General features: G+C 69.7%; 19 protein-coding genes. 12 read left to right on the top strand and 7 right to left on the bottom strand.

Going from position 1 to position 26,194, the window contains the following annotated elements:
• Window positions 1-2,431: glycosyltransferase (locus tag VFG40_RS00685; protein ID WP_324893834.1), on the bottom strand; the 2,431-nt coding region annotated here is incomplete at its 3' end.
• A gap of 281 nt (window positions 2,432-2,712) precedes the next feature.
• Window positions 2,713-3,180, bottom strand: a complete 468-nt coding sequence (locus tag VFG40_RS00680; RefSeq protein ID WP_324893832.1) for a Dps family protein — start codon at window positions 3,178-3,180, stop codon at window positions 2,713-2,715.
• A gap of 129 nt (window positions 3,181-3,309) precedes the next feature.
• Here VFG40_RS00680 and hrpA point away from each other — a divergent pair, with 129 nt between their 5' ends.
• On the top strand, window positions 3,310-7,425 hold the full coding sequence (gene hrpA, locus VFG40_RS00675; RefSeq protein WP_324893830.1) for an ATP-dependent RNA helicase HrpA: 4,116 nt from the start codon (window positions 3,310-3,312) through the stop codon (window positions 7,423-7,425).
• Between the two features lie 6 nt (window positions 7,426-7,431).
• Here hrpA and VFG40_RS00670 read toward each other — a convergent pair whose 3' ends face one another.
• Window positions 7,432-7,902 carry a hypothetical protein gene (locus VFG40_RS00670; protein ID WP_324893828.1) on the bottom strand — a complete coding sequence of 157 codons (471 nt, stop codon included), beginning with the start codon at window positions 7,900-7,902 and terminating at the stop codon, window positions 7,432-7,434.
• A 121-nt stretch (window positions 7,903-8,023) separates the two neighbouring features.
• Here VFG40_RS00670 and VFG40_RS00665 point away from each other — a divergent pair, with 121 nt between their 5' ends.
• The 5 genes from VFG40_RS00665 to VFG40_RS00645 all read left to right on the top strand — a co-directional run bounded on the left by VFG40_RS00665 (window position 8,024) and on the right by VFG40_RS00645 (window position 15,902).
• Window positions 8,024-10,156, top strand: coding sequence for a RelA/SpoT family protein (locus tag VFG40_RS00665; protein ID WP_324893826.1), 2,133 nt, complete (start codon window positions 8,024-8,026; stop codon window positions 10,154-10,156).
• Between the two features lie 92 nt (window positions 10,157-10,248).
• Entirely contained in the window at window positions 10,249-12,000 is a 1,752-nt protein-coding gene (locus VFG40_RS00660; protein ID WP_324893824.1) for a tetratricopeptide repeat protein, read from the top strand.
• Window positions 12,001-12,004: 4 nt separating this feature from the next.
• Window positions 12,005-12,847: an SDR family oxidoreductase gene (locus tag VFG40_RS00655; protein ID WP_324893822.1), complete on the top strand. Its 843-nt coding sequence runs from the start codon at window positions 12,005-12,007 to the stop codon at window positions 12,845-12,847.
• Window positions 12,848-13,011: 164 nt separating this feature from the next.
• Window positions 13,012-15,333, top strand: a complete 2,322-nt coding sequence (gene mrcB, locus VFG40_RS00650; protein ID WP_324893820.1) for a penicillin-binding protein 1B — start codon at window positions 13,012-13,014, stop codon at window positions 15,331-15,333.
• Window positions 15,334-15,371: 38 nt separating this feature from the next.
• Window positions 15,372-15,902 carry a tetratricopeptide repeat protein gene (locus tag VFG40_RS00645; protein WP_324893818.1) on the top strand — a complete coding sequence of 177 codons (531 nt, stop codon included), beginning with the start codon at window positions 15,372-15,374 and terminating at the stop codon, window positions 15,900-15,902.
• Here the strand turns inward: VFG40_RS00645 and VFG40_RS00640 are convergent.
• Together VFG40_RS00640 and VFG40_RS00635 are read right to left on the bottom strand one after the other, a co-directional pair.
• On the bottom strand, window positions 15,889-16,116 hold the full coding sequence (locus VFG40_RS00640) for a DUF4166 domain-containing protein (RefSeq protein WP_324893816.1): 228 nt from the start codon (window positions 16,114-16,116) through the stop codon (window positions 15,889-15,891). The genes VFG40_RS00645 and VFG40_RS00640 overlap by 14 nt on opposite strands.
• Before the next feature lie 121 nt (window positions 16,117-16,237).
• Complete coding sequence (locus VFG40_RS00635; protein ID WP_324893814.1) at window positions 16,238-16,486, bottom strand: hypothetical protein; 249 nt, start codon at window positions 16,484-16,486, stop codon at window positions 16,238-16,240.
• A 282-nt stretch (window positions 16,487-16,768) separates the two neighbouring features.
• Here VFG40_RS00635 and yoaA point away from each other — a divergent pair, with 282 nt between their 5' ends.
• From yoaA to VFG40_RS00610, 5 genes are all read left to right on the top strand, one after another.
• Window positions 16,769-18,748: a DNA repair helicase YoaA gene (yoaA, locus tag VFG40_RS00630; RefSeq protein WP_324893812.1), complete on the top strand. Its 1,980-nt coding sequence runs from the start codon at window positions 16,769-16,771 to the stop codon at window positions 18,746-18,748.
• A 12-nt stretch (window positions 18,749-18,760) separates the two neighbouring features.
• Window positions 18,761-19,132 (top strand): VOC family protein, encoded by a 372-nt coding sequence (locus tag VFG40_RS00625; RefSeq protein WP_324893810.1) that lies wholly within the window; start codon window positions 18,761-18,763, stop codon window positions 19,130-19,132.
• Window positions 19,133-19,253: 121 nt separating this feature from the next.
• Window positions 19,254-20,675 carry a sugar porter family MFS transporter gene (locus tag VFG40_RS00620; RefSeq protein WP_324893808.1) on the top strand — a complete coding sequence of 474 codons (1,422 nt, stop codon included), beginning with the start codon at window positions 19,254-19,256 and terminating at the stop codon, window positions 20,673-20,675.
• 124 nt (window positions 20,676-20,799) lie between these two features.
• The gene (tsaB, locus tag VFG40_RS00615) at window positions 20,800-21,498 is read left to right on the top strand and encodes a tRNA (adenosine(37)-N6)-threonylcarbamoyltransferase complex dimerization subunit type 1 TsaB (protein ID WP_324893806.1); all 699 of its coding nucleotides are present in this window, start codon (window positions 20,800-20,802) and stop codon (window positions 21,496-21,498) included.
• Window positions 21,499-21,535: 37 nt separating this feature from the next.
• Window positions 21,536-22,393, top strand: coding sequence for a class I SAM-dependent RNA methyltransferase (locus tag VFG40_RS00610; RefSeq protein ID WP_324893804.1), 858 nt, complete (start codon window positions 21,536-21,538; stop codon window positions 22,391-22,393).
• A gap of 11 nt (window positions 22,394-22,404) precedes the next feature.
• Here VFG40_RS00610 and VFG40_RS00605 read toward each other — a convergent pair whose 3' ends face one another.
• Entirely contained in the window at window positions 22,405-23,445 is a 1,041-nt protein-coding gene (locus tag VFG40_RS00605) for a YeiH family protein (RefSeq protein ID WP_324893802.1), read from the bottom strand.
• Window positions 23,446-23,535: 90 nt separating this feature from the next.
• Between VFG40_RS00605 and VFG40_RS00600 the strand changes: the two genes are divergently transcribed.
• The gene (locus tag VFG40_RS00600; RefSeq protein WP_324893800.1) at window positions 23,536-24,408 is read left to right on the top strand and encodes a LysR substrate-binding domain-containing protein; all 873 of its coding nucleotides are present in this window, start codon (window positions 23,536-23,538) and stop codon (window positions 24,406-24,408) included.
• 28 nt (window positions 24,409-24,436) lie between these two features.
• Here the strand turns inward: VFG40_RS00600 and ptsP are convergent, their stop codons facing one another.
• Complete coding sequence (ptsP, locus tag VFG40_RS00595; protein WP_324893798.1) at window positions 24,437-26,179, bottom strand: phosphoenolpyruvate--protein phosphotransferase; 1,743 nt, start codon at window positions 26,177-26,179, stop codon at window positions 24,437-24,439.
• Window positions 26,180-26,194: the final 15 nt, after the last annotated feature.

The raw sequence follows: 26,194 nt of genomic DNA, 5'->3' as shown, positions 1-26,194 counted from the left end.
AGTTCGCGAGGCCGAAGTTCAGCGCCATACCGAGCGCGCCGAGCACCAGGGCCACCAGCAACATCAGCTCCTCGCGGATCGCGCCGAACGCGTTCGGGCGCCGGCGCATGCGGCGGCTCTTGGCGGTGCGCGTGAACGGATGTTCCTTGGTCACGAGGCCCTTGAGGATCCCGCGCGCGATCGCGTGCGAGAGCGACATGCTGGCGATCGCCGCGCTGATGGTGTCGCGCCAGCCGCAGGGCACGCGCACCCGGTACAGCACGATGCCGAACAGCGATTTGCACACGAAGAAGCCCAGCACCGGCACGACGAACAGGTTGAGCGGCAGCGTGAACGTGCCGGGCCTGGCGAGCATGGCGACGGTCCAGGCCAGCGAGGCGAGGGTGAACACGAGGTGCAGCGCGTCCGCGAACCAGGAGAACCAGCCTGTTAGGAAGTGGAACCGCTGGCCCCAGGTGAGACGGCCGGGCTTGAGCAGCCACCCCAGGCGCGTGCGCAGGATCTGCATGGCGCCGAACGCCCAGCGGAATCGCTGCGACTTGTAGGCCGTGAAGTCCGCGGGCGTGAGGCCGCGTCCGAGCGGCTCGTCCACGTAGACCGCGGCGTGGCCGGCGTTGAACAGCCGGAGCCCGAGCTCGGCGTCCTCGCAGATGCACCACTCCGACCACGACCCCGTTTCCACCAGCGGCCCGCGCCGGATCAGCGTCATGGTGCCGTGCTGGATGATGGCGTTGCGCTCGTTGCGGTGGTGCATGCCGATGCGGAAGAAACCGTCGTACTCCCACGCGGTCATGCGGCGGAAGGTGTTGTTCTCGAACTCGCGATGTGCCTGCGGGCACTGCACCACGGCGACCTTCGGATCGTGGAAGTGGCCGGTGAGGCTGGACAGCCAGTCGTGGCGGACCTCGTAGTCGGCGTCGATCACCGCCACCACGTCGGCGCGCGGGTCGGTTTCCTTCAGGCCGAAGTTCAGCGCACCGGCCTTGAAGCCGGGCCACGGCTCCAGGTGGAAGAAGCGGAAGCGCTTGCCGAGCTGCTCGCAGTACGCCTGCACCGGCTTCCACACGTCCGGGTTCTTGGTGTTGTTGTCGATCACCAGCACTTCGAAGTTGTCGTACTCGAGCGCGGCCAGCGAATCGAGCGTGACGATCACCATCTCCGGCGGCTCGTTGTAGCAGGCCAGATGGATCGACACGAACGGTTGCTTCTCCGGGATGTCCGGCCGCAGCATGCCGGCGTGGCGCACCCAGCTGCGGCGCCACAGCACCTCGGTGAACTCGAAACCGTTGATCAGCAAAATGGCGAGGATCGCGATCTGCGCGGGGAACAGCAGCACCAGCATCGTCCAGTCCACCCAGCTCAGGTAGAAATTGAACGGCAGCGTGGCCGACCACACGATCAGCCCGCACGCCAGCTGGATCAGTGCGGCAAAGAAGAACCGGCCCATCAGCTTGAAGCGGCTGAAGCGGCGGCCGAACCACACCATCGGGATCAGCGCCAGCAGGCTCGCGGCGAACGCCTTCCACGGCCAGCCGGTGTCTTCGGTGACCGGGCCGGTGAACGGGAACTTCATCTGCCGGTCGGCGTTGAACATGCCCCAGTAGGCGCCGGTGCGGCCTTCGCCGAGGTTTTCCTTCCACGGCTGGTCGAACGCTTCGAGCAGGTAGTAGTCGATGTTTCGCGCCTTGGCCGCATTGAGCCAGTGGCGGATGAAGATCGCCTCGTTGGACACCGACGGGCGCGCGTACTTCTGGCGATCACCATTGGACGGCCAGCCAATCTCGCCGACGACGATGTGCTTGGCCGGATACATGCGCTGGATGTTGTCGTAGGCGCCGAGGGCGGCGTTCAACGCATCGTCGCGGTCGGGGTCCACGTTGGTGCCGATGCCGTTCCAGAACGGGAACAGATGGATGGTGATGAAGTCCACATGCTCGGCCAGCTCCGGATACTTGATCCAGATGTAGTCCGGCTCGGCGATAGACACCGGCTGGCGCACGTGGGCGCGCACCCGGTCGAGGTAGCGGATCATCTGCTCCGGCGAGAGGTCGCCGCGGAACAGCACCTCGTTGCCCACGATCACCCGCTCAATCGTGTCCGGGTAGCGGTTGGCCAGCGCGATCAGCTGCTCGATCTCGCGCTCGTTGTTGCGCAGGCGGGTATCGATGTTGGCGCCGGCCATCACCTGCAGTCCGTCGTGCGCGGCGAGGCGGTAGATCTGCGGGTTTTCCAGCGTCGAGTAGGTGCGGATGCGCCCGGTGTACTTGCGCAGCAGCTTCAGATCCCGGTCGATCTCGGCGTCGGACGGAAAATCCTGCTTGAGCGGATTCTGGTAACGCTGGAAGACCGAGACCGAAAAGCCGTTGATGGGGCCGTGCCACGGGTCGGGGCCACGCGGAATGTTGCCCCACCACCACAACCCGATGTTCATGGCTGCCACCACCAGTGCCAGCAGGAGAGCGATGAGCAGCGGATGCCGGCTGTCGGATGTGGTCGGTGTGGCGCGCAAGGGGATCCCCGTGGATAGCCTCCAGAAACAAGGCCGGAAAGCCGTGGGAGCTTACCGAATGCGGCGCCATGGGCCAATGCGGGGCGTTGGGCGCGGTCAGCCCGAGGTCAGTCCGCGCCCGGGCGAGCGGGCCGGCTGGCCGCAGCAGGCAAAAAAAAGCGCGGCGAGGGCGCCGCGCTTTTCCCATCAACGCCCCGCGGCGCTTATCGCAGCAGCGAGCGCAGCATCCAGGCGGTCTTCTCGTGCTCCTTCAGGCGGCCGGTGACCATGTCGGCGGTGCCCTCGTCGCCCGCGTCGGAAGCGGCCTTGATGGTGCCACGGGCGGTGTGCGCCACGATTTCATGGCCCTCCACCAGCTGGGCGACCATGTCCTTCCATTCCGGCACGCCGGCCTCTTCCTTCACCGAGCTGAGCTTGCCGAACTGGCTGTAGGAGCCCGGCGCGAACACGTCCAGCGTGCGGATGCGCTCGGCGATCTCGTCGGCCGCCAGCCACAGCTCGTTGTACTGGGTCTCGAACATCACGTGCAGGCTGTTGAACTGGGGGCCAGTCACGTTCCAGTGGAAGCTGTGGGTCTTCAGGTACAGCGAGTAGGTGTCCGCCAGCAGCTTGGACAACTGCTTGGCAACGGTCTCGCGATCCTTTTTCGCAATGCCGATGTTCATGGCCATGATCTGCTCCTTGGGATGGGTGGAAGGGACGAAAGCAATCTCGGACCCCGAGGGTAGTGCGCCGGCGTGGCTACGGGAAATGAATCCTTCCGATGCCGCTCATAGCCTGCCGCTATCATGTGCGGTCCCATGACCGATCCCTCGCCTCCATCGACCGACGTTGCTCCCGCCACCCGCCTGCGCGATCTGCGCCAGGCGCTCGACGGCGTGTCCAGCCGCGACTTCGGCCGCCTGCTCGGGCGCTGGCGCGGGCTGCAGCGCCAGCCTGATCAGGCCCGACTCGACGCGCTCGCCGCGGCGATCGACGCGTCGGCGGCCAAGCGCCGGGCGCGCGTGGCGGCCAAGCCGGCGATCCGGCTGGACGAGTCGCTGCCGATCACCGCGCGCGCCGACGAGATCGTCGAACTGATCCGCAAGCATCAGGTGGTGGTGATCGCCGGCGAAACCGGCTCGGGCAAGACCACCCAGCTGCCCAAGCTGTGCCTGGCGGCCGGGCGCGGCGAGGCCGGCATGATCGGCTGCACCCAGCCGCGCCGGCTGGCCGCACGCTCGGTGGCCAACCGCGTGGCCGAGGAGCTGGGCACCGGCATCGGTGATCAGGTGGGTTTCCAGGTGCGCTTCACCGACAAGGTGTCCGAGCGCACGCTGGTGAAGTTCATGACCGACGGCATCCTGCTGGCCGAGACGCAGGGTGATCCGTGGCTGTCCAGCTACGACACCATCATCATCGACGAGGCGCACGAGCGCAGCCTCAACATCGATTTCCTGCTTGGCTACCTGAAGCGCCTGGCAGTGAAGCGGCCGGAGCTGAAGATCATCGTCACCTCGGCGACCATCGACACCGCGCGCTTCGCCGAGCACTTCAACGACGCGCCGGTGGTCTCGGTGGAAGGTCGCGCGTACCCGGTGGAAGTGCGCTGGCGTCCGGTCGACGGCGACGTCGCCGGAAAGGGGCGCGGCGACATGCAGCAGGGCAGCGCCGAGCACATCGCCCACGTGGTCGACGAGATCATCGCCGACCGCAGCCTCGGCGGCGGGCCTGGCGACGTGCTGGTGTTCCTGCCCGGCGAGCGCGAGATCCGCGACGCGCATCTGCTGCTGTCGCGCCGGCAATACCGCGAAACCGAGATCCTGCCGCTGTACGCGCGCCTGTCCGCGGGCGACCAGGACCGCGTGTTCAAGCCCGGCCCGAAGCGCCGCGTGGTGCTGGCGACCAACGTGGCGGAGACCTCGCTCACCGTGCCGCGCATCCGCTACGTGCTCGATACCGGCACCGCGCGGGTGAAGCGTTACAGCCAGCGCAGCCAGCTCGAGCGGCTGCACGTGGAGCCGGTCTCGCAGGCCGCGGCGAACCAGCGCAAGGGGCGCTGCGGACGCATCGGACCGGGCATCTGTTATCGCTTGTACGACGAGGCCGACTTCGTCAGCCGCGCCGAATACACCGATCCGGAGCTGCTGCGCTCGTCGCTGGCCAACGTGATCCTGCGCATGCTGGCGCTGAAGCTGGGCGACGTGGATCAGTTCCCGTTCCTGGAGGCGCCCGATCCGCGGGTGGTCGCGGACGGCTATCGCCGGCTGGCCGAGATTTCGGCCATCGACGAGCGCCGCGAGTTGACGCCGATCGGTCACCAGTTGGCGCGCCTGCCGATCGACGTGCAGCTGGCACGCATGCTGGTGGAGACACAGAAGCTCGGCTGCCTGCGCGAGCTGCTCACCGTGGTGTCGTTCCTCAGCATCCAGGATCCGCGCGAGCGGCCGGCGGATGCGCGCCAGCAAGCCGATGCGGCGCATGCGGTGTTTGCCGATCCGAAGTCCGATTTCGTCGGCGTGCTGAACCTGTGGCGCGGGTATCACGACGCCAGCGAAGAGCTGACGCAATCAAAATTGCGCGACTGGTGCTCGCGGCATTTCCTGTCGTTCCTGCGCATGCGCGAATGGCGCGAGTTGCATCGGCAGCTGTTGCTGGTGGTGGGGGAACTGGGGTGGTCGCTTGATAGTGCGGCAACCGACCGCTCTGCGCCCTCTCCCCCTCGGGGAGAGGGCCGGGGTGAGGGGGCAGGCTCGCGAATAAGGCGTAGCAGGGCGAAAGCGCATCAACCGGAAAAGCGGGATATCTCACTTCGTCGCGAACACCCGCCCCTCACCCCAACCCTCTCCCCGGCGGGGAGAGGGAGCGAACGCGAAAGGCCTGTTCTCGATCCGGACGCCGCGGCATCGCGTCTTTTCGAAGCCGTCCACCGCAGTCTGCTGGCCGGCCTGCCGACCCAGGTCGGACGCAAGGACGAGAAGGGCGTCTACCGCTCCACCCGCGAGCGCAAGTTCCAGGTGTTCCCCGGTTCGGCCTTGGCGAAAGTGCCGCCGAACTGGGTGTTCGCCGCGCAGATCCTCGATATCGGCGGCAAGGTGTGGGGCATGATGTGCGCCCGCATCGAGCCGCTTTGGATCGAGCAGCAGGCGGCGCATCTGCTGCGCTCCAGCTGCAGCGGCGAGCACTGGTCGAAGAAGCGCGGCTGCGTGGTCGCCTACGAGCAGGTCAGCCTGTTCGGGCTGGCGCTGGTGGAGCGGCGGCCGGTCACGTTCCAGCTGCAGGATCCGCCGCTGGCGCACCAGATCTTCCTGCGCGAGGCGCTGGCGCGGAACGACATCGAGGCCAAGGTGGATTTCCTGCGCGCCAATGCGCGTGTGCTTGAGGATGCGCGCGGCATCGAGGCGAAGCAGCGGCGCGAGGGCCTGATTCGCCACGAGGACGAGCTCGTTGCGTTCTTCGACGGCAAGCTGCCCGGGGACATCGCCAGCAGCCGCGCGCTGGAAGCGTGGTACCGCAAGGCGCGTCCGGCCGAGCAGGCGGCGCTGCGCTGGTCGCTCGATGACGTGATGGTGGGCGGCGCGGGGCTGGATCCGAAGGCGTTTCCGGCGGCCATGGAGCTCGGGCCGCAACGCTATCGGCTGGAATACCGCTTCGTCCCCGGCGACGACGCCGACGGCGTCACCCTGCACTTGCCGCTGGCCATGCTCAATGCACTGCCTGCCGCGCGCTGCCAGTGGCTGGTGCCCGGCCTGCTCGCCGAGAAGGTCGCAGAGCTGATCCGCGGCCTGCCCAAGGCGCAGCGACGCAACTTCGTGCCGGCACCGGATTTCGCCCGTGCGTTCGTGGAGGCCGAGGCGCCGCGCGACGAGCCGCTGGCCAGCGCGCTGGCCGGTTTTCTCAAGCGCACCACCGGGGTCGAGGTGACCGCGGCCGAATTCGCTGCCGTCGAACTCCCGCCGCATTTCTCCATGCGCTACCGCCTGCACGACGACGGCGGCCGCACGCTGGCTGCCGGTCGCGACCTCGCCGCGTTGCGGGCGCAGTGGGAGGGGCAGGCGCGCGAGGCGTTCTCGCGCAAGACCGACGTGGAGCTGACCCGCGAGGACGTGGCCACGTGGGATTTCGAGGAAATTCCCGCGCAGGTGCGATCCAGTGGTGGACTGCTCGCGTTCCCGGCGCTGGTGGACCTCGGCGAGACGGTGGCGCTGCGCGTGTTCGAGCGTCGCGACGAGGCCGGCGAAGCGCATCGGGCCGGCGTCATCCGGCTGCTGCGCAACGCGCTGGCCAGCGACATGAAACAGGCGCGCCGCCGCTTGCCGATCGCCAATGCCCTATCGCTCAAATTCGCTCCGCTGGGCAGCATCGACAGCCTGCGCGAAGACCTGGTCGAAGGCGGCTTCGCCGATCTGCTGGAGCGCCATGACCTGGACGTGCGCACGGCCGGGGCTTTCGAGGCGTTGCGCACGCAGGCCGCGCGCGAGGTGTTTGCCTGTGCGGTGGAGCGGCTGAAACTGGCCGAGCCGATCATCGAGGCGCAGGCGGAGATGAAACCCTGGCTCGAGCCGCCGCTGATGGGCTTTGCCAAGGCCAGCTACGACGACCTGCACGAGCAGCTCGATGCCTTGCTGACGCCCGGCTTCAGTCGCGAACTGCCGGTTCCCCGGCTGGCCCACCTGCCGCGGTATCTGAAGGCGATGCGGCTGCGCGCCGAACGCCTGCGCCAGGATCCTTCCAAGGACCAGCAGCGCATGCTGCAGGTGCTGCCGTACTGGCGCGCCTACCTCAACCATCGCGCCGAAGGCCATGACGGCCTGGATGAATTGCGCTGGCTGATCGAGGAGTGGCGCGTGTCGCTGTTCGCGCAGGAGCTCAAGACCGCCGAGCCGGTCTCGGCCAAGCGCCTGGCGCGTGCGCTGGAGGCGCTGGGGCAGGGCTGAGCGCGGCTACTTCACCCGTTCGACATGGACGCTGCCGTTGCAGCCTTTCACGTACATCAGCCAGCTGTCGAACAGGCTCGGCTTCACCTTCGCCAGCGCGTTGTCGCTGCTGTTGCAGGCAGGCTGGTCGGAGCCGCGCTGGCGCCATTGCTGGCCGTTGTCGAGGGTGATGAGGTTGCGGCCGGTCCAGCCGGCAAAATGGCCGTCCACGTGCGCTTCGAATGCCTGCCGCCGGGCGCTGGCGGCATAGAAGACCGGCTTGCCGGTGGCGCTCACCATGCGGGTTTCAGTCTGCGGATGTGCCGCCAGCCACGATTCCAGCCGCGCCAGTTCTTCAGGCGAGAGTTTGCCCAGCCCCGCCGCCTGGAACTGCGCCTGTCCCATGCGTTCGCGCAATGACGGCGCGTGCGTGGACTGCGCCAGTGCGATGACCGGCACGATAAACAGCAGGGCGATGATCAGGTGGGCAAGACGCATGGCGGGCTACCGTGGTGGCGTTGGGCGGCGCCAAGCGTAGCCGAGCGCGACACGCCGGAGCACCGCAGCCGCACCGAAGCCGGCCTCGCTTAGAATGGCGGCCCGTTCCCACGGCACCGCAATGATCCCGATCACACACGGCAGCGCCCCTTCGCTCGCGCCCTGGCAGGCGCGACGCGACGAGCTGCCCGAGGTGCTGCGCGAAGCCCTGGCCGCATGCGCCGACGCGCCGCTGGCGCAGTCCGAGAACGCCGACGTGCTGGATCTGCTGGCAATGCTCGGCTGCGACGCGCAGACCCAGGCCGCGGCGCTGTGGTTTGCGCTGGCACAGGCGGCGCCGTCGCTTTACGAGGCGCGCGCCGGAACGCTGGCGCCGGAATTGCGCCGGCTGGTGGAAGGCCAGCTGGCGGCCGAGAAGGTGTGGGCGCTGCACGCGCAGCGGGCTTCGGCCGGCAGCACCGAGGGGCTGCGGCGCCTGCTGCTGGCGATCATCCGCGACCTGCGCGTGGTGTTCGTGCTGCTGGCGCGGCAGCTGGCCCGCATGCGCGCCGCGGCGGAGCTGCCGGAGGACGATCGCCAGGAACTGGCCCGGCTCACCCGCGACATCCACGCGCCGCTGGCCAACCGGCTCGGCATCTGGCAATTGAAGTGGGAGCTGGAAGACCTGGCCTTCCGCTACCTGCAGCCGGACACCTACCGCCGCATCGCCGGCCTGCTGGACGAGCGGCGGACCGATCGCGAGGTGTTCATCCGCGAGTCGCTGGCCGAGCTCGACACCGCCCTCGGCGCCGCCGGCATCCGTGCGGAGCTGGCCGGCCGGCCCAAGCACATCTATTCGATCTGGAAAAAGATGCAGCGCAAGGCGCTGGCGTTCTCCGATCTCTACGACATCCGCGCCGTGCGCATCCTCGTCGACAGCGTGGCCGACTGCTACGCCGCGCTCGGCGTGGTGCACGCGCTGTGGCCGTACCTGCCCGGCGAATTCGACGATTACGTGGCGCGGCCCAAGCCCAACGGCTACCGCTCGCTGCACACCGCGGTGGTCGGCCCGCACGGCAAGACGCTGGAAGTGCAGATCCGCACCCACGCGATGCACCGCGCCAACGAGCTGGGCGTCGCCGCGCACTGGCGCTACAAGGAGGGCGGCGGCGCTGACGCCGAGTTCGAGAACAAGATCGCCTGGATGCGCAAGCTGCTCGAGCCGCGCGGCGAGGGCGAGGGCGAGCTGGCGGCGGAGCTGCAGACCGAGCTGGTGGAAGACCGGGTCTACCTGCTCACGCCCAAGGGCGAGGTGTTCGACCTGCCGCACGGTGCCACCGTGCTGGATTTCGCGTACCACGTGCACACCGAGGTCGGCCACCGCTGCCGCGGCGCCAAGGTCAACGGCCGAATCGTGCCACTGACCTGGCAGCCACACAGCGGCGACCGGGTGGAGATCCTCACCGCCAAGGTCGGCGAGCCGAGCCGCGACTGGCTATCGCCGCATCACGGCTACCTGCACACCTCGCGCGCGCGGGACAAGGTACGCGCGTGGTTCCGTCGCATCGCGCACGACGCCAACCTCGCTGCCGGGCGCGCCATGCTCGAGCGCGAGTTGCGCCGCCTGGCCATGCTCAACGCCGACCTCTCGGCGCTGCCGGCGCAGTTCCACCTGCAGACGCATGACGAATTGCTGATCGCGCTGGCCCTGGGCGAGGTGAACCCGGGCCAGATCGCCCGCGTGCTGCAGGAGGCCGCGCACCCGCCGGAGCCGGCACCTGCCGCGCCGCCGACGGTGGCACGTGCGCCGGCCATCGACCACAGCGCCCTGAGCATCGAGGGGGTGGGCAACCTGCTCACCTCGCTGGCGCGCTGCTGCCAGCCGCTGCCGGGTGATCCGGTGCGCGGCTTCGTCACCCGCGGCCGCGGCGTGTCGGTGCATCGGGCCGACTGCGCGTCGCTGGCGCGGCTGGCCCGGCGCGATCCGGACCGGGTGATCGACGTCAGCTGGGGCCGACTGGCCGCGCAGGCCTACGAGGTGGACGTCGAACTGCACGGGTACGACCGCAAGGGGCTGCAGAAGGACGTCACGGCGGTGATCAGCAACGCCAATATCCCGATCATCGCCTCCTCCAGCCGCATGTTCGCCCGCACCGGCGAGGTGGACATGCGGTTCACCCTGCGCGTGCGCGACTACGAGCAGCTGTCGAACCTGCTGGCGCGGCTGACCGCGTTGAGCAACGTCGTCGACGCGCGCCGGATCGGCGCACGCTGAGCCGGCTGGCAGTTGAACGCCACCGCGGTGCGCCCGCGGTGGCGCAGTGGCGCGATGCTAAGCTGCGGCGGTTTCATCCACAGCCGTGAATCATGAGCGGACGCAAAGACCAGCGCGGCCCGCACGGGCGCACCGAGCCCACTCTGGGCAACCTCGATGACCTGCATCGGCCGCCACCCCCGCCGGCGCCGGCGGACGACCTGCCGCGCGTGGCGATGGAGCCGCCGCGCCGTCGCGCCGCCGCACCCGCCGCACGTCCACCGGCAGACGCGCCGCCGGAGTCGAGCCGTCGCGGCTGGCTGATCCCGCTGGCGCTGCTGTTGCTGGTGGGCCTGATCACGGTGCTGTGGCTGAACCAGGACAGCCTGCGCGGGATGGTGCCGCGGACCGATTTCAACGACGTGCTCGCACGGGCCACCTCGGCGCTCGAGGCGGGCCACCTGGACGGCTCGGACGGCACCAGTGCGCGCGAGCTGTTCCAGGCGGCCCGGGCGCTCGAGCCGGACAACGATCGCGCCCTGGCCGGGCTGCGCAGCGTTGGCCAGGCCGAACTGGCCCAGGCGCAGGCCCAGCTCGGCGCGGGCCAGCTCGACGAGGCCGCGCGCTCGGCCTCGGCCGCGCGCGAACTGCTCGGCGGTGGCAGCGAGGTCGACCAGATCGATCACGCCATCGCCCAGGCGCGCGCGTCGCACGTGCATGCGGACGATCTGGTCGATCGGGCACGCCAGGCGCTGGCGGAAGGCCGGCTCGATGGTGGCGACGGGGCCGCCGCGCTGTTTGCGCGCGTGCTGACCGCCGACCCGGACAACGCCGTGGCTGCCCACGGGCTCGACCAGGTCGGTGGTGCCTATGCCGCGCAGGCGCGCCAGGCGCTCGACGCCGGCGATGCCACGGCCGCGGCGGCCAGCATCGACAAACTGGCCTCGCTGCTGCCCCGCTACGGTGACCTGCCGGCGCTGCGCGCGGCCCAGGCGCAGGCACAGCGCGCGCACGACGACGCAGTCAACCAGGCGGTGTCGCAAGGCATGGACGCGCTGCGCGCAGGGCGCATCAGCGGTGATGGCGACGACACCGCGCTGCGCCATTTCCAGGATGCGCTGAAGCTCGACCCCGACAGTACCGACGCCCGCGCCGGGCTGGGCAAGGTGGTGCAGGCGCTGATCGTGCGCGCAAACGCGATGCTCGACAGTGGCGATGCCGGCGAGGCTGCTGCCTTGCTCGACCAGGCGGCGGCGCTGGCGCCGAAGTCCGCCGACCTTGCCGCGGCGCGCGCGCGCCTGGGCGAGAACGCCGGCAGCACGAACGTACCGCCCCCGGCGGGCGCCGCGACTGGAGATACCGCACCCGCGCAGGACGCCGCTTCGGACGCCGACCAGGGCCTGCTGCCACCCTTGCTGTCGCCTGCGCAGCAGGCCGAAGTAGACACGCTGGTTGCCCAGGCCGATACAGCCGCGCAACGCGGCGACATCATGCTGCCGCCGGGGCAGAGCGCGTATGACCTCTATCGCCGCGCGCTCGCCATCGACGGCAACGACGCCAAGGCGCGCGAGGGGCTGCAGGCGTTGCCGGCCACGGTGGTGCGGCTGTTCAACCAGGCGCTGGGCGACGGCCGCCTGCCGGTCGCCGGCGAGATGCTGGCGAACCTGGCCGACCTCGCGCCGGGCGATCCCAGCCAGGCTCGCTTGCGCCAGCGGCTGGTGACAGCCTGGCTTGATCGCGCCGAGCAGCAGCTCGACGGCGGCGATCGTCCCGGCGCCTCGCAGGCGCTGGACCGCGCACGCAAGCTCGCCCCCCAGGACGCGCGCCTGCGCGAGCTGTCGGTTCGCCTCGCTGCGGGGGCCTGAGCGCGTGGCGGTGCTGGTGTTCGGTGGCAGCAGCCAGATCGGCCATTTCCTGCTGCCGCGTCTGCTCGCCGAAGGACATGACGTGCTCGCGGTGAGTCGCGCGCCGCGCGCGCTGCCCACCGGCGTGCAGTGGGTGGTCGGGCAGCTGCCGGCGCCGCTGCCATCGACGTGGCCGCCTTTTTCCGCAGTGATCAGCTACGGGCCGCTGCTGCCGTTCGCACGCTGGCTGGCGCAAGTGCCGCTGGAGGGTGCGCCGCACGTTGTGGCGACCAGTTCGATGAGCGCGCAGAGCAAGCAAGACTCGCAGGTGCCGGCCGAGCGCGCCGTCGCCCGGACGCTGCTCGAAGGAGAGCGCGCGCTCTCCGAAGCGTGCGTGCGGCGCGGCCTGCCGCTGACCATCCTGCGCCCGACGCTGGTGTATGGCGCCGGTCTCGATCGCAGCCTCACGCCGATGGCGCGCCGCGCGATGCGTCTGCGCGTGTTTCCGCTCCCCGCCGGCCGCGGACTGCGCCAGCCGGTACACGCGGACGACCTGGCACTGGCCACCATCGCTGCCCTGCGGCCGGGTCATGCGGGTGCACGGGTGCTGCAGATCGGCGGTGGCGAGCGGCTCACGGCGGCAGAGATGTTCGCGCGCGTGCGCGCCAGCCTGCCGGTGGCCACCGTGTCGGTGCCGCTGACCGGGTCGCTGCTGCGCATGGGCGCGCGATGGGTGCCGCACTTGCGTGGCCCGCTGAGTCGGCTGGAGCGCGACCTGGTGGCAGACAATGGCGAGCTGACCGGGCAGCTCGGTATCGTGCCGCGCCCGTTTCGCCCCGATGCGGGCTGCTGGACGAGCGTGCGCTGACGCCTGCCCCTACGTGAGGCGGTGGTCGGCGCCGCCGGCGGCGACGTGTCAGCGCAAGCGCCGGCAATCGGCCGCGCGGCGCCATGCCGGGAGGCGGAGCATTCATATTCGCGCCGGGTGGCAGGGCCTATCATCGGACCTCGCTTTTCCCCGGAACCCCACCGTTGGCCTTTCTGACCCGCCTTCAATCTTCTGCGCGCGCGGCGTGGCCGTGGATCCGCATTCCGTTCTGGATCTGCCTGGGGCTGTTCTTCGGCTTCCTGCTTCCCTACACGCTGATTCTCAACAAGCGCGTGCAGGATCGTTTCAACGACCTGGTGTTCGCCGTGCCCACCCGCGTCTATGCGCGACCGCTGGCGCTGGCGCATGGCGTGCCGATGACGCCGGCCTCGCTGGAGCTGGAACTGACCTTCGCCGGCTACAGCAACGACGGCAAGGGTGAGGTGGCCGGGCGCTGGGCCAGGCACGGTTCGCGCTACACCATCGCCACGCGGGGCTTCGCCGGGCCGGACGGCGGCGAGCTGCCCAAGCGCATCACCGTGACCCTGGGGCGCGGCGAAGTGGCTTCGGTGGTCGATGCGGCCAGCGGCAAGCCCGTTGCGCTGGCCCATCTCGATCCAGCGCGCATTGCCACGCTGTACGGCGTGCAGCAGGAAGAGCGGCGCATCGTGCGCCTGGACGACGTGCCGCCTTTGCTGGTCAGCGGCCTGCAGGCGGTGGAGGACCGCGACTTCAAGCACCACATCGGGCTGGATTTCGGTGCGATCGCGCGCGCGGCCTTTGCCAACCTGCGCGCCGGGCACACGGTGCAGGGCGGGTCCACGCTGACCCAGCAGCTGGTGCGCAACTTGTTCCTGGACCGCAACCAGAACCTCACCCGCAAGTTCAACGAGGCGATCCTCTCGCTGCTGATCGAGGCGCACTACTCGAAGGCGCGCATCCTGCAGGCGTACATCAACGAGGTGTTCCTGGGCCAGCAGGGAAGCCAGGCGGTGCACGGTTTCGCGGCGGCATCGGAGTTCTACTTCGGACGCCGGCTCGAGGATCTGCGCCCGCAGGAGATCGCCCTGCTGGTGGGCATGGTCAAGGGGCCGAGCTACTACGACCCGCGGCGCTATCCCAAGCACGCGGTGCAGCGGCGCAACCTGGTGTTGCAGCAGTTCCTCACCACCGGGCTGATCACCCCGGTGCAGGCCAATGCGGCGCAGGCCGCGCCGCTGGGCATTGCCGAGAACGCGCAATTGCCGCACAACCGGTTTCCGGCGTTCATGGACCTGGTGCGCAGCCAGATCACCGCCGACTTCGACGACGACACCCTGCGCGCCGGCAACCTGTCGATCTTCACCACGCTCGATCCGGCTGCCCAGCTGTATGCCGAGCAGGCCGTGAGCAACACGATCAAGGCGCTGGGCAAACGCGGCGAGCAGGTGCAGTCCGCCGGCGTGATCACCGACGCGCACAGCGGCAGCGTGCTGGCGATCATCGGCAGCAAGATCCCCGGTGACACCGGCTTCAACCGCGCGCTCGACGCGCAACGGCCGGTCGGCTCGACCATCAAGCCGTTCGTCTACCTGGTGGCGCTGACCGATCCGGCGCGCTGGAACCTCGCCACCTTGCTCGACGATGGCCCCGTGAGCATGCGTCAGCCCGACGGCAGCCTGTGGACGCCGCACAATGACGACAACCAGTCCCACGGGATGCTGCCGATGGTGGACGCGCTGGCGCATTCGTGGAATCTCGCCACCATCCATCTCGGGCTGGCGGTAGGGCTGCCGCGGATCAAGGCGTTCCTGGAGTCGTTCGGCTTCACCGACATCAACCCGAGCCCGTCGCTGTTGATCGGCGCGCAGGATATGGCGCCGCTGCAGCTGGCGCAGCTTTACCAGTACCTCGCTTCCGACGGCCACGCGCTGCCGCTGGTGGCGGTGCGTGGTGTGCTCGATGGCAGTGGCCGCACGATCAAGCGCTACGAGGTGGAGCCCGGCCGCGGCGAGTACCAGCAGGCGGTGCGCCTGACGACCTGGGCGATGCAGCAGGTCGCGCTGTTCGGCACCGCGCACTCGATCGGCGACTCCGGCCTGGCCTGGCTCAATGCCGCAGGCAAGACCGGTACCAGCAACGACATGCGCGACAGCTGGTTCGCCGGCTTCACCGGCCAGCACCTCGCGGTGTTCTGGATGGGCCGGGACGACAACAAGCCGACCGGGCTGTTCGGGGCCACCGGCGCGCTGCGCGAGTGGCGCGACCTGTTCGCACGGCTGCCCACGCGGCCGCTGTCGGCGGCGCCGGGCGAGGGTCTCGAGCTCGCCTGGATCAATCCGAGCGACGGCCGGCGCACCGAGCCGGAGTGCGAGGGCGCGCGGCAGCTGGCGGTGGTCGCCGGCAGCCTGCCGCCGGACACCGAAGGCTGCTTCTGGCAGCGCGTCGGCAATCTCTTCGGCGACGACGCCAGCCAGCCGCCGCCCGACCAGGTGCCCGCCCAGTGACCGTTCCTGTTTCGCTTTCCGCCTCGACTCCTGCTTCGATGAAACTTTCCCTCCGCTTCATGCGTCCGCTGCTCCCGTTGATCGCCCCCGCCTTGCTCGCGGGTTGTTTCCAGAGCGTGCAGCCGACGCCGCCGGTGGCCGCGGCGCGGCCGAACTACGATCTGGTTGCCGCGATCCGTGCGGCGGGTGAGCGCGAGAAGTCGATCATCGACGTCAGCCCCTTGCGTGAGCCGGCGGTCACGGCGTTGCAGGACGCCGCCGCGGCGGACGAGCGCGCCGGTCGGTATGCCGACGCTGCCGCCAAGCTCGACCAGGCGCTCAAGCTCAGCCCCGAGTCGCCGGACCTGCTGCAGGAGCGCGCTGAGCTGGCAGTGCGCCTGCGCGATTTCGCCGCCGCCGAGCGGCTCGCCCACCAGTCGTGGACGCTGGGTCCTCAGCTCGGTCCGCTGTGCGCGCGCAACTGGCAGACCATCGTCGAAATGCGCCTGCAGGCGGACGATGCGGCGGGTGCCGCCAGCGCCCGCAAGTGGGTGCAGACCTGCCACAAGGCCGGCATCAACCGTTACTGAGCACCGCGCCGGGCTGCAGCAGGCCACCGTAGCGGAGCACTTCGCCCAGCAGAGGCAGGCCGATACCCACCTCGAAACGGTAACGCCCTTCCTCGATGCGCTTGCCCGCCTGCGTGGAAGGAAGCAGCCAAAGCGGCACATGCAAGCACCCGAGACGAGCGCCGACGCAACGCCATTGCCAGCCGCCGTCATGGACGTCCACCTGCAGGCGCAACGTGACCGCCGGAGTCCTCGGGCCATGAGCCGCCCGGCCATCGACCGCTGGGACGAAAGGTGGAGGCAAACCGTCTGCCATCGTCGAAGCGACGATCCCAATGCAGGCTTCCGTCGCGGTGCTAGATGCTCACGTGCATGCGGTGCGCGCAGCCGTCAGTCGGGATGCCCAGCGCGCGCGCCAGCCGCCGCCCGGCGATACCGGCCACGCCACGACCGAAGCGAACCGCGACCGGTCCGTGCAGCTCGCCGCCGTGGCGGTGCAGCGACTGCAGCAGCGGATGGAGCTGCCCGAACGCCGGCCCGAACCAGCGCGTAACCGCGGTCTCGGCGTCTCCAGGGTCGCCGCTGGTGCGCGTCGACTCAGTCATCGCGATCACCCACGGCCATCACCCACGGGCATGGTTCCGCCGGGCCAGCAGCAGCCAGGGCCCATGTTGCCGACCCGGAGCAGCCGCGTGTCCTCGACCGGATGGCACGCAAGCCGCCGGCCGTATTCGAGCGCGAGTGCGTGGAGTGCGTCGATCACCAGCGAGCCCTGCGGTCCGTGCGTTCGCCGCACAGCCTATCGGCAATCCGTCTGGCAGGTGAGCGGTTCGCCCAGGCAGGTGCGCTGGCTCGCCGGGCATCGTGGCCTCCGCCATACTTGCCGGATGATCGATCCCGATGACGCCGCGTCCGACGATGTCGGCGCGCTGCTTGGTGCCGACGGTCCGTTTGCCGCCGAACTGCCGAACTTCGCCCCCCGCGCTGCGCAGCAGTCGATGGCGCGCGCCGTGGCGCATGCCATCGACGAGCGCGAGACGCTGATCGCCGAGGCCGGCACCGGCACCGGCAAGACCTTCGCCTACCTCGTGCCGGCCCTGTTGTCCGGCGCGCGGGTGATCGTCTCCACCGGCACCAAGGCGCTGCAGGACCAGCTGTTCTTCCGCGACCTGCCGCGCGTGCGCTCGGTGCTCGGGAGCCGCGTGAAGACTGCGCTGTTGAAAGGCCGCGCCAATTACCTGTGCCTGTACCGGCTCGACCAGACCGTACGCGAGGGCGCCACCTTCGAACGCACCCAGGCGGCGCAGCTGGCGGCGGTGCGGATGTGGTCGACGCGCACGCGCCACGGCGACCGGATGGAGCTGGCCGAGGTGCCGGAGGAGTCCTCGCTGTGGCCGCGCGTTACTTCCACGCCCGAGAACTGCCTGGGCGTGGAGTGCCCGTTCTACGACGACTGCCACGTGGTGAAGGCGCGGCGCGAGGCGCTGGAGGCGGACGTGGTGGTGGTCAACCATCACCTGCTGTTCGCCGATCTCGCGCTCAAGCAGGAAGGCTTCGGCGAGATCCTGCCGGGGGCGCAGGCGTTCATCCTGGACGAGGCACACCAGGTGCCGGAACTCGCGGGCCAGTTCTTTTCGCAGAGCGTCAGTGCGCGCCAGCTTGGCGATCTGGGGCGCGATGCGCTGGCCGAATGTACCGGCGTCACCGGCGCGATCGGATTGCTGCTGGAGCCGATCGAGGCGCTGCACGAGGCGTTGCGGCAGCTGCGCGCGGCGATGGACGCGCTGCCCGCACGCGGCGCGTTTCACGAACTGGAGCAGCGCGCCGCCGTGCGCGAGGGCCTGCACGAACTGGGCGAGCTGGTGGCTGCGCTGGCCGACCTGCTGGGGTCGCAGGCGGAGCGCTCGCGTGGCCTTTCCAATGTCTACGAGCGGGCGCTGGCGCTGAGCGAGCGGCTCGAGCGCATCGTCGAGGGCCAGGCCGGCGAAGCACGCGGCCACGATGTGCGCTGGTACGAACTGTTCCCGCGCGGCTTCGCCCTGCACGCCACGCCGCTGGACCTGGCCGCGCCGCTGCGGGCGATGCGCGAACGCACCCAGGCGGCGTGGATCCACACCTCGGCCACGCTCTCGGTGGGCGGCGACTTCACCCACTTTGCGCGGCAGCTGGGGCTGGACGATCCGCAGACGCTGACCCTGGACAGTCCGTTCGACTATGCGCGCCAGGCGCTGTGCTACCTGCCGCCCGGGTTGCCCGACCCGGGCGCGCGCGACTACACCGACCGCGTGCTGGATGCGGTGCTGCCGGTGCTGCAGGCCTCGCACGGACGCGCGTTCCTGCTGTTCACCTCGCATCGCGCGCTGCGCCGGGCGGCCGAGCTGCTGCGCTCGCGCGTGCCGTGGCCGCTGTTCGTGCAGGGAGATGCGCCCCGGCATCGCCTGCTGGAGGATTTCCGCGGCAGCGGCCACGGCGTGCTGCTGGGCGCGGCCAGCTTCTGGGAAGGCGTGGACGTGGCCGGCGAGGCGCTCAGCGTGGTGGTGATCGACAAGCTGCCGTTCGCTGCCCCCGACGATCCGGTGCTCACCGCGCGGCTGGATGCGCTGGAGCAGGCCGGCATCAATCCGTTCATGGGCTGGCAGGTGCCCAGCGCCGCGATCGCGCTCAAGCAGGGCGCGGGGCGGTTGATCCGCGATGTGCGCGATCGGGGCGTGCTGGTGCTGTGCGACCCGCGCCTCACCAGCAAGGGCTACGGCCGGCTGTTCCTGGCAAGCCTGCCGCCGATGCCCCGCACCCGCGACCTGGCGCAGGTGGAGGCGTTTCTTCATCCGGGGGTGCCGATGGGCGATGATGCGGCCACATCCACCTAGCGAGGGCAGGTCATGGCGAAGGTTATCGGTCTGGGCGGCATCTTCTTCCGTTCTCGAGATCCTGCCGCACTGGGCCAGTGGTACGCCACGCACCTGGGGCTGGAAGTGAATTCCGCCTTCGGCGGGGCGATCTTTGCCGAGGACGAGGCCCGGCCGGGCTACACGCTGTGGACGCCTTTCGCGGCCCATTCCGATTACCTGGGCGAGCCCGCGCAGGCGTGCATGATCAACTTCCGCGTCGACGATCTCGACGCACTGCTCGCCCGCCTCGCCGACGCCGGCGTGTGGGTCGATGAGCGTCGGGAAGAGGGCGAATTCGGCCGCTTCGGCTGGATCCGCGATCCCGACGGGCATCGCGTCGAGTTGTGGCAGCCGCCGGGGTAAGCTTGCCCGGGTGCCGCAACGGGAGCCGTGCTGCGGCGCAAGGTACATACGTATTCACGCCGGACGGCACAACGCGCTGGCGCAGAATCGGGCGGACTTCAACAAAGGGGTGGGGCACACGATGGCGATGACAGACACGCCGGCGGACGGCGGGCAGCACGCGACCTTGCGCGTGGTGGTGATTGCAGCGGCAGCCGCGCTCGGCGGCTTCCTGTTCGGGTTCGATACGGCAGTGATCAACGGCGCGGTCGACGCGATCCGCGGCTCGTTCGGACTGAACGCAGGGGAGATCGGCATCACCGTGTCGTGCGCACTGCTCGGCTCGGCTGCGGGCGCCTGGTACGCCGGCTCACTGGCCGACCGCTTCGGCCGCGTGCGCACGATGCAGGTGGCGGCGCTGCTGCTGGCGGTCAGTGCGCTCGGCTCGGGCCTCGCTTTCGGCGTGTGGGACCTGATCCTGTGGCGCGTGATCGGCGGCATCGGCGTGGGTGTGGCTTCGGTGATCGCGCCGACCTATATCGCTGAAATCTCGCCGGCGAGCGTGCGCGGGCGGCTCGGGTCGATGCAGCAGCTGGCGATCGTGCTGGGCATCTTCGTGGCGCTGCTCAGTGACGCGTGGCTGGCCGGCGCGGCGGGCGGCGCGGCCAATCCGCTCGCGTTCGGGCTCGCCGCCTGGCGCTGGATGTTCCTGATCGCGGTGATCCCGGCGCTTATTTATGGCGGCCTGGTGCTCGGCGTGCCCGAGTCGCCGCGCCACCTGGTGGCCAAGGGCAAGCTGGCCGACGCCAAGAACGTGCTGCGCCAGGTGCTGGGCATGAACAGCGACAGTGCGCTGGACAAGAAGGTCGCCGACATCGCGCACAGCCTGAAGATGGAATACCGCCCGCGCCTGCGCGACCTGCGCGGCCCGGCCGCCGGGCTGCTGCCGGTGGTGTGGGTGGGCATCCTGCTATCGGTGTTCCAGCAGTTCGTGGGCATCAACGTGATCTTCTACTACTCGTCCACCCTGTGGCATTCGGTGGGCTTCAGCGAGGCCGACTCGTTCACCATCACCGTGGCCACCTCGGTGGTGAACGTGCTGGTGACGCTGGTAGCCATTGCGCTGGTCGACCGGATCGGCCGCAAGCCGCTGCTGGTGATCGGCTCGGCCGGCATGGCGCTGACCCTGGGCGTGATGGCGTGGTGCTTCTCGCAGGCCACCGGCACCGGTGCCGATCTGGTGCTGCCGCATTCGGTGGGTCCGGTGGCTCTGGTCGCCGCGAACGCCTACGTGGTGTTCTTCGGCCTGAGCTGGGGCCCGATGGTGTGGGTGCTGCTGGGCGAGATGTTCCCCAACCGCATCCGCGCGATCGCGCTGGCGGTGGCAGCCTCGGCGCAGTGGCTGGCCAACTTCGTGATCAGCTCCACCTTCCCGGCGCTGGCGCAGATCGGCCTGAGCTTTGCCTACGGCCTGTACGCGGCGTTTGCGCTCATTTCGCTGTTCTTCGTGCTGTCGGCGGTGCGCGAGACCAAGGGCATCGAGCTGGAAGACATGCAGGGCTGACCGGGCCCGGGGGCCGGCGCGCCTGCGTCCGGCCCCATCGTGTCGTTGTCCGGGCGGCGTGCCGCCCGATCATCGTCATCGCGCCGCGCTGTCATGGCTTCCCCGCCGATGCGAGAATGCCGCGATGAAGCTCCTGGCGATCGAAACCTCCACCGAATCCTGCTCAGTCGCGCTCGTGCACGGCGACACCCTGATCGCGCGCAGCGAACTGGCGCCGCGTCGGCACGCCGAGCTGGTGCTGCCGATGGCCGACGCCCTGCTTGCCGAAGCCGGCCTGGCGCGGCAGGCACTGGACGCGATCGCCGTGGGCCGTGGCCCCGGCGCGTTCACCGGCGTGCGTCTGGGCGTCTCGCTGGCGCAGGGCATGGCGATGGCGCTCGATGTCCCGGTGGTGACGATCTCCTCGCTTGCCGCACTCGCCATGGAAGCGCCGCTGGATGCCGGCGACGCGGTGATCCTGGCGGTCATCGATGCCCGCATGGGCGAGCTTTACGTCGCCAGCTACCGGCGCGACGGCGCCGGCGGCCTGCTGCCCCTGGACGCCGAGCGCGTCTGCACCGCCGAAGCGCTGGTGCTGCCCACGGCAGCGGCCTGGCACGTGGTCGGCAGTGGCTGGGGCACCTATGCCGAGGTACTGCGCGGACGGTTTGGTGGCAGCAAGATCGTGTCGTCGGACGGCGTACGGTTTCCGCAGGCGAGCCACATCGCCCAGATGGCCGTGGGCGAGTTTCTCGCCGGCCGCGCGCAGGCGCCCGAACTGGCGCTGCCGGTGTACCTGCGCGACAAGGTGGCGCTCACGCTGGCCGAACAGGGGCGTCGATGAGGCTTTGCCGCAAGCGCCGGCTCGGTGCTGATCCGCGATGATCGCATTGTCCGTGCGGCTCGATGCGCTCGAACGTGACACGTCCCTGCGCGAGCCGGAGCGGCTGCACGAACGAAGCGACGCGCTGGACTGGCTCGACAGCTGCCTCGCGCATGGGCTTGCTACGGCGGCCGGCGACGACCTGCTGCGCCAGCGCGCCGAGGTGCTCGTGGCCGAACTGCAGGCGGTGGACGACGCGCTGTCCGCGCAGATCCGCCAGGCCATCCGTCGCGGCGAGGGCGAGCAGATCCTGCGGCACTGGCTGACCCCAGCGCGCTCCCGCCACGACGCGGACGACTGCAGCGACCGCTACGATCATCTCGACCACCTGCTCTGCGAGGTGCTGGCGATCCGCGAATCCGGCGAGCCGATCGTGCCGGTGGACGAGGGCATGGTGTTCTACCAGCCCACGCCGGCGCGGCACATCGTCGATGCACTGGACCGGCTGGCGCTGGACGCGCGCGACGTGCTGATCGACCTCGGCTCGGGATTGGGCCACGTGCCGTTGCTGGCGGCCATCTGGTCGCCGGCGCGCTGCATCGGAATCGAATGGCAGCAGGCCTACGTGGACGCGGCGCGCCAGTGCGCGCAGGAACTCGCCCTGACCCAAGCCGAGTTTGCGCAGGGCGACGTGCGCCACGCCGACCTGTCAGCCGGTACCGTGTTCTATCTCTACACGCCATTCAATGGCGACATGCTGCGCGAGATGCTCGCCCGCCTGCAGGCCGAGGCGCGCCGCAGGCCGATCCGCCTGTGCACGCTCGGGCCGTGCACGGCGCAGGTTGCCGGCGAATCCTGGCTGCTGTCCGATGGCGCGAGCAGGAAGGGGCGGCCGGCGATTTTTCACAGTCGCTGACGCAGGTTTGCTCAGAGCTGTCCCATCGCCAGCTGCACGACGAGGCTGCTCACCGCCACCGCCGCCCACACGCCAAGCCCGAGCAGGATCGGACGCACGCCGGTCGCGGCCATGCGGCGCAGGTTGGCCGACAGTCCCACCGCGGTCAGCGCCACCACGATCAGGAACTCCGCCGCCACGTGCAGTGGCGCCTGCAGCGGCACCGGCACGAGGCCGGCCGAGCGCACGGCGGAGGCGACCAGGAACCACAGGATGAACCACGGGAAGATCCGCGACAGCTTGAAGTCGCTGCCGCCGCGCCGCTTCTCGCGCACCGCCACGGCGACCGCCAGCGCAATGCACACCGGGATGATCAATGTGGCCCGGGTCAGCTTGACGATGGTGGCGAAGTCGCCCGCGGCGCGGCTGTAGCTGTAGCCGGCCGCCACCACCGACGAGGTGTCGTTGATCGCAGTACCCGCCCACAGGCCGAAGCCCAGGTCGGAAAGATGCAGCAGGTGGCCGAGCAGCGGGAACAGCAGCACCGCGACCAGGTTGAACAGGAAGATGGTGGAGATCGCGAACGCCGTGTCGTGTTCGTCCGGACGCAGGATCGGCGTCACCGCGGCGATCGCCGAGCCGCCGCAGATCGCCGTGCCCACGCCAATCAGGATCTTCAGGTCGTCGCGCACGCCCAGCCAGCGCCCCAGTGCCCAGGCGGCGACGAAGGCCACGCTCATCGTCACCAGCGTGACCGACAGCGACTGCAGGCCGGTCTTTGCCACCTGGTCCAGGCTCAACCCGAAGCCGAGCGCGATGATCGACCACTGCAGCACCTGCTTGGAGGCGAACTGGATGCCCGCGCGCAGTCGCGCCGGCAGGCTCATCGCGTTGGCGATGACAATGCCCAGCACGATGCCGATCACCGGACCGCCGACCAGGGTGAAGCGACGGCCCAGTGCGAAGGCGGCTGCGGCCAGCACCACCGTCAGCAGCAGGCCGGGCAGGCGGGCGGCCAGGCGATGGGCCGTGGATGCATTGGAAACGGCGGCAGGAGCGGACGGGTGGGTCATGGCGATGGCCGGCGAGAACACGCGTCATGATCGGCCGGTACGTGCATCAGTAAAACTTCAAATAACTTATTGCTTGTATAAGATTGCCTGATGATCAACATCAGCCCCCGGCAGCTCGAGGTATTTGTTTACGTCGCCACGCTCGGCAGCGTGCGGGCGGCAGCCCAGCAACTGCACCTGAGCCAGCCCGCTGCCAGCATGGCGCTGCGCGACATGGAGCATCAGCTCGATGCGCCGGTGTTCGATCGCGAGCGCGGGCGCCTTCATCTCAACCCGCGCGGGCGCGAGTTGCTGCCGCTGGCGCAGGAGCTGCTGGAACGCTATGCCGAGTTCGGCCGTCGCAGCACGGACGAGATGACGCTTGGCGGCGAGCTGCGCATCGGCACCAGCAACACGGTGGGCAATTACCGGGTGGGGGAACTGCTCGGCGGCTTCATCGAGGCGCATCCGCAGGTGAGCGTCCGACTGCGCGTGGCCAACACGGAAGCCATTGCAGGCGCCATGGTCGAGCACGGCCTGGACGTCGGCTGCGTGGAAGGGCCGGTCGCCCATCCGCAGCTGGAGGTGCATCCCTGGCGCCACGACGCGCTGGTGGTGTGCGCGCGGCCGGACCATCCGCTGGCGCAGCGGCGCCGGCTCGCGGCTGACCATTTCGCCAACGCCCGCTGGGTGCTGCGCGAGCCGGGCTCGGCGACGCGGTCGCTGAGCGAACGGGCCCTGGCCCGGCTGCCGCCGGGGCAGATCGTGCTGGAGCTGGATCAGACCGAGGCGATCAAGCAGGCGGTGGTCGCCGGTCTCGGTATCGCCTGCCTGCCCGCCGTGGCGGTGACCGACGCGGTAGCCGCCAGGCGGTTGAAGGTGCTGAAAACGCCGTTCCTGGACCTGCAGCGGCAGCTGTCGGTGCTGGTGCATCGCCGGCGCTACCGCAGCGCGGCGCTGGACGCATTCCTTCGAGCGCTCTGAGCGCGCGGCCGCGCGTTGGCAGCCAGGCTCAGTCGATCGATATGCAGCCGATTCCCTCGAGCAGCGTCGCCACCTGCTCGTGGGTGTGCGCGCGGATGAGCCGCGGTGCCAGACGACGCATGGCGCTGCGGTCGAGCTCCCCCAGGCGGTCGCGGACCTGCAGCATCTGGCTCGGATGCATGCTGAACTCGCACAACCCGAGCGCCAGCAGCAGCCCGGTGAAGTTGGTGTCGCCGCCGATCTCGCCGCACAGGCTGACCGGCTTGCCGACGCGCCGGCCCGCGCCGATCACGTGCGAGATCAACCGCAGCAGCGCCGGGTTGAGCGGGTTGTAGACGTTCTCCAGCGCATCGTTGCCGCGATCGGCAGCGAGCACGTACTGCGCCAGGTCGTTGGTGCCGATGGCGAGGAAATCGGCGTGATCGAGCAGGGCGCGCACGTTGATGGCGGCGGCCGGCACTTCGATCATTGCACCCAGCGGGAGTTTTTCCGGCAGGTCGATGCCTTCCTGCTTGAGCTCCTGCCGCGCCAGCTTGAACAGCGTGCGGACGGCAATCATCTCGTCGGGCTGCGTCACCATCGGCACCAGCACCCGTACCGGGCCGTAGCAGCCGGCACGCAGGATCGCCCGGATCTGGGTGGTGAACACCGAGGGGTGGCGCAGTGACAGCCGCACGCCACGCACGCCCAGCGCCGGGTTGTCCTCGCCGCGCAGCGCCAGGCCGGCGGCATCGGCCTTGTCCGCGCCCAGGTCCAGCGTGCGGATCGTCACCGGCAGGCCGCCCATGCCCATCACCAGGTCGCGATAGGCGATGAACTGCTCCTCCTCGCTGGGCAGCCCCTTGTGCCGCAGGAACAGGAACTCGGTGCGGTACAGGCCGACGCCGTCGGCGCCACGCGCGCGTGCCATCGCCACGTCGGCGGAGGACTCGGCATTGGCCAGCAGCCTGATTTCCGTGCCGTCGCGCGTGCGCGAGGGCGCGTTGGCGAGCTTGGCCAGGCGTCGGCCTTCCAGCGTCGCCTCGCGCTGCCATGCGCGATAGCGCGACAGATCCTGCGCGGTGGGGTGCACGATCGCCTCGCCTGATTCGGCGTCGAGCAGGATCAGGTCGTCGTCATGGATGCTCGAGAGCGCGTCGCGCGTGCCGACCAGCATCGGCAGATCCAGGCTGCGCGCGAGGATCGCACTGTGCGAATACGGGCTGCCGGAACTGGCCACCACGCCGAGCAGCCCGTGGCCAGCCAGGTGCGCCATGTCGCCCGGAGCAATGGTGTCCGCCACCAGGACCTCGCCCACCCGCGCGGCGAGCTTGCGCTCCTCCGCGCTGGTCTGGCGCTGCAGCGCGGAGATCACCCGGTTGATCACCTGGTCGACATCCTCGCGGCGACTACGCAGGTAGGGATCGTCCATGGCCTCGAACACCGCGGCGATGCGATCGCGCTGCTTCTTCAGCGCCGCACCGGCACGGTAGTGGCCGATGCGGATCATGTCGTCGAGCCCGCGCAGCATCTCGGGATCTTCCAGCAGCAGGCTGTGGGCGTCGATGAACTCGTTGACCTCGCGCGCGAGCGCCCCGTGCAGCCTGGTCCGCAACTCGCCCAGTTCCTGCCGCGCCTCTTCCAGCGCCAGGTGCAGGCGCTCGATCTCGCCGTCCACCTCGTCTTCGCCGAGCGGCCGGTTGTCCACCGCATAGCGGCTCGGCTGCACCAGCCGCGCGCGGCCCAGACACATGCCGCGCGCCGCGATGGTACCGGGCAGGTTCTGCCTCAAGCGCGAAGTCCTCCG

It is taken from the genome of Dyella sp., assembly GCF_035685805.1.
Lineage (GTDB): Bacteria > Pseudomonadota > Gammaproteobacteria > Xanthomonadales > Rhodanobacteraceae > Dyella_A.
The sequence above is the reverse complement of the archived record's forward strand: the minus strand, read 5'-3'. Positions and strand labels throughout refer to the sequence as shown.